This is a genomic window from uncultured Methylobacterium sp. (assembly GCF_964244095.1).
In the GTDB taxonomy this organism is placed as follows: domain Bacteria; phylum Pseudomonadota; class Alphaproteobacteria; order Rhizobiales; family Beijerinckiaceae; genus Methylobacterium.
This window is the reverse complement of the sequence record NZ_CAXTHR010000240.1, coordinates 1-3,452: the sequence shown is the minus strand read 5'-3', so window position 1 is coordinate 3,452 and position 3,452 is coordinate 1. Positions and strand designations below refer to the sequence as shown.

General features: G+C 69.5%; 4 protein-coding genes. All 4 read left to right on the top strand.

Annotated elements, in window-relative coordinates; all coding sequences use genetic code 11:
- A partial coding sequence (locus ACFE86_RS21810) for a MotA/TolQ/ExbB proton channel family protein (protein WP_375457409.1) occupies positions 1–273 on the top strand: 273 nt, incomplete at its 5' end.
- 24 nt (positions 274–297) lie between these two features.
- Positions 298–744, top strand: coding sequence for an ExbD/TolR family protein (locus ACFE86_RS21805; protein WP_375457408.1), 447 nt, complete (start codon positions 298–300; stop codon positions 742–744).
- Between the two features lie 7 nt (positions 745–751).
- Complete coding sequence (gene tolA, locus ACFE86_RS21800) at positions 752–2,029, top strand: cell envelope integrity protein TolA (RefSeq protein WP_375457407.1); 1,278 nt, start codon at positions 752–754, stop codon at positions 2,027–2,029.
- 164 nt (positions 2,030–2,193) lie between these two features.
- Positions 2,194–3,452, top strand: a 1,259-nt coding sequence (tolB, locus tag ACFE86_RS21795) for a Tol-Pal system beta propeller repeat protein TolB (protein WP_375457406.1), incomplete at its 3' end; no start/stop codon positions are given.

Here is a 3,452-nt window from a genome sequence, read left to right as displayed (position 1 = left end):
ATCGGCCTGTTCGGCACGGTCTGGGGCATCATGACCGCCTTCACCTCGATCGCGGCCTCGAAGAACACCTCGCTCGCGGTGGTAGCGCCCGGCATCGCCGAGGCGCTGTTTGCCACCGCCATCGGCCTGTTCGCGGCGATCCCCGCGGTGCTCGCCTACAACAAGCTCCAGGCGACGGTCGCCAAGCAGCAGTCGCGCCTGGAGGGCTTCGCCGACGAGTTCTCCGCCATCCTCTCCCGACAGATCGACGAGCGCCTCTCGCTCGCCGCCTGACCGCAGACCTGGAAGGGACCGGACATGAGCATGGCGGCGGGCGCGAAGGGCGGCGGCAAGCGGCGGCGGCGGGGCCGCCGCGGCGGCGGGCCGATCAACGAGATCAACATGACGCCGTTCATCGACGTCGTGCTGGTGCTGCTCATCATCTTCATGGTGGCCGCCCCGATGATGACGGTGGGCGTGCCGCTGGACCTGCCGCAATCGAAGGCCGCCCCGCTCAACTCCGACACCAAGCCGGTGACGCTCTCGATCCGCCAGACCGGTCAGGTCTTCCTCGGCGAGGACGAACTCTCCGACGACACCATCATCCCGAAGCTGACCGTGGAGGCCAAGTCCGGCTTCGACGAGCGCGTGTTCGTGCGCGGCGACAAGCGCGTCGAGTACGGCCGCGTCGCCCAGGTGATGGCGATCGTCACCGGCGGCGGCTTCAAGAAGGTGGCGCTCGTCACCGAGCCCGAGCAGCGGTAGTGCGCCCGTGAAGCTCCCCTCCTTCCGCAGCCAACCGGGCTTCTGGGTCTCGGCCGGACTTCACGTCGGGCTGCTGGCGTTCGCGCTGTTCAGCGTTGCGGCGCCGGCGCTCCCCGAGGCGCAGGAGGGCGTGCCGGTGGAGGTGATCACCGAGAACCAGTTCTCGGAACTCACCAAGGGCGAGCGCAACGCCGAGAAGCCGTTGTCGGACGCAAAACCCCGCGCCGACAGGAAGGCCGAAAAATTCGAGGAGCGTGAGCCGGAGAACGCGAAGGTCGATGTGCCGACCGCACCGACCCGGACCAGCGCGGTGAAGCTCGCCAACGCCGACGAGATGCCGCTGCGCGTGGAGCCGGACCCGGCCCCCGAGGCGGCCAGGGCCGCCAAGCTGGCCAAGGAGAAGGCGGACACGGAGAAGGCAAACGCTGCCGAGAAGGCCGTCGCCGCCAAGGCTGATGCGAAGGCCAAGGCGGAGGCCGCCAAGGAAGCGGTGAAGGAAGCGGCCAAGGCCGAGGCGGTGAAGCGCGAGCAGATGGCCAAGCTCGTCGAGCGCGAGGAGGCCGAGGCCGCAGCCGACGCGAAGGCCAAGGCGGAGGCGAAAGCCAAAGCGGACGCTGCCAAAGAAGCTGCCAAGGCCGCCGAGAAGGCCGCGGCCGCCAAGGCTGAAGCCAAAGCGAAGGCGGAAGCCGAGCGCCAGAAGGAGGTCGCCGAAGCCGAGGAGAAGGCGGAGGCGGCCGCCGCGGCCAAAGCCGAAGCGGCGGCGAAGGCCAAGGCGAAGGCCGTCGCGGACGCGCGTGCCAAGGCGGATGCCGAGGCCAAGGCGCGCAAGCAGGCCGCGCTCGCGGACAAGTTCAACGCCGGCGACATCAAGTCGATCCTGGCGTCGAAAGCGCCGTCGCAATCGACCGGCGCCACCGGCCACGACGTCCAGCGCACCGCCGCGCTCGGCGCTGCGACCGGCAACGCCCAGCGGCTGTCGCCGTCCCTGCGCGATGCGCTGGTGGGCCTGCTGCAGCAGCAGATCGAGCGTTGCTATTCCGCGCCGCCCGGCGCGGCGCAGGGCGTGGTGCTGCCGGTACTCGACATCCGCCTCAACGCCGACGGCTCGCTTTCGAACGAGCCGCGGGTCATGCGGGGCGGCGCGAGCTCGGTCGACCAGTCGATCGCGCAGGCCGCCCTCCGCGCGGTGCGGCGCTGCGCCCCCTACAAGATCCCGGCGCAGTACCAGCCGTATTACAACGACTGGAAGGCGATCAACGCGGAGTTCGAGTTCACCGCGACCTGAGAGCATCTTCCATAATCCTTGGATCATGGAAGATGCTCTAACTCTTCGTGTAGTCGCATTTTCTTTACGCGAGCCGGCGTCCGCCTCGCTGGAAAATGCTCCAGCCGGCGCCCAGACGAGCATCCCAACGCTTCCGGACCAGACCCATGTCCCACAGATCGACCATGCGGGCCCGAACAGTGCCCGCCGCCCTGCCGTCGGCGCTCCGGGCTCTCGCGCTGCTCGTGCTGGCCCTGATCGGGCTCGCGGCGCCCGCGCAGGCGCAGCTCCAGCTCCGCATCGGCGGCGGTGCCTTCCAGCCGATGCCGATCGCCGTAACCGACTTCTCGGGTGATCCGAACCTCGGCGGCCTCGTCTCCGGCGTGGTGACGAACAACCTGCGCCGGTCGGGCTATTTCCTGCCGCTCGACAAGGCCCGCTTCCCGGAATCGCCGCCCTTCGACGCCGCCCCCGGCTTCGAGAAGTGGCGTGCAGCCGGCGTGCAAGGCCTCGTCACCGGCCGGGTCTCGCGCGACGGCTCAGGGCGCCTGAAGGTCGAGTTCCGCCTGTGGGACGTGACCTCCGGCCAGCAGATCACCGGCCAGCAATACGCCACCGACGCGGCCAACGCCCGCCGCACCGGCCACCTGATCTCGGATGCGGTCTACACGAAGATCACCGGCCTCGGGCCGTGGTTCGACAGCCGCATCGCCTTCGTCGACGAATCCGGGCCGAAGGAGAACCGGCGCAAGCGCCTGATGGTGATGGACCAGGACGGCGCCAACGTCCGCGCGCTCACCACCGGCGAGAGCTCCATCGTCGCGCCGCGCTACTCGCCCGCGACCCAGGACATCGCCTTCATGACGCAGGCGTCGGGCCACCAGCCCCGCGTTCAGGTGATCAACCTCGAGACCGGCTCGCGGCAGGCGGTGGGCAACTTCGACTCGATGAGCGCGAGCCCGCGCTTCTCGCCGGACGGCCGCCGCCTCGTGATGAGCGTGCAGCAGGGCGGCAACGCCGACATCGTGACTCTGGACATCGCGTCGAAAGCGCAGCACGCGATCACCAGCGGCATGGCGATCGACACCTCGCCGACCTATTCGCCGGACGGGGCTCAGATCGTGTTCGAATCCGACCGCGGCGGCTCGCAGCAGGTCTACGTGATGGGCGCCGACGGCTCCAACCCGCACCGGATCTCGTTCGGCGAGGGCTCGGCCTCGCAGCCGGCGTGGTCGCCGCGCGGCGACCTCATCGCCTTCACCCGGCAGCGCAAGGGGGGCTTTGCCATCTGCGTGATGAAGCCCGACGGCTCCGGCGAGCGCGTGCTCACGGAAGGCTTCCACAACGAGGGCCCGACGTTTGCGCCCAACGGCCAGTACGTGCTGTTCTTCCGCGATCCCGGCGGCCAGGGCGGCGGCAAGCTCTACATGGTCGACATCACCGG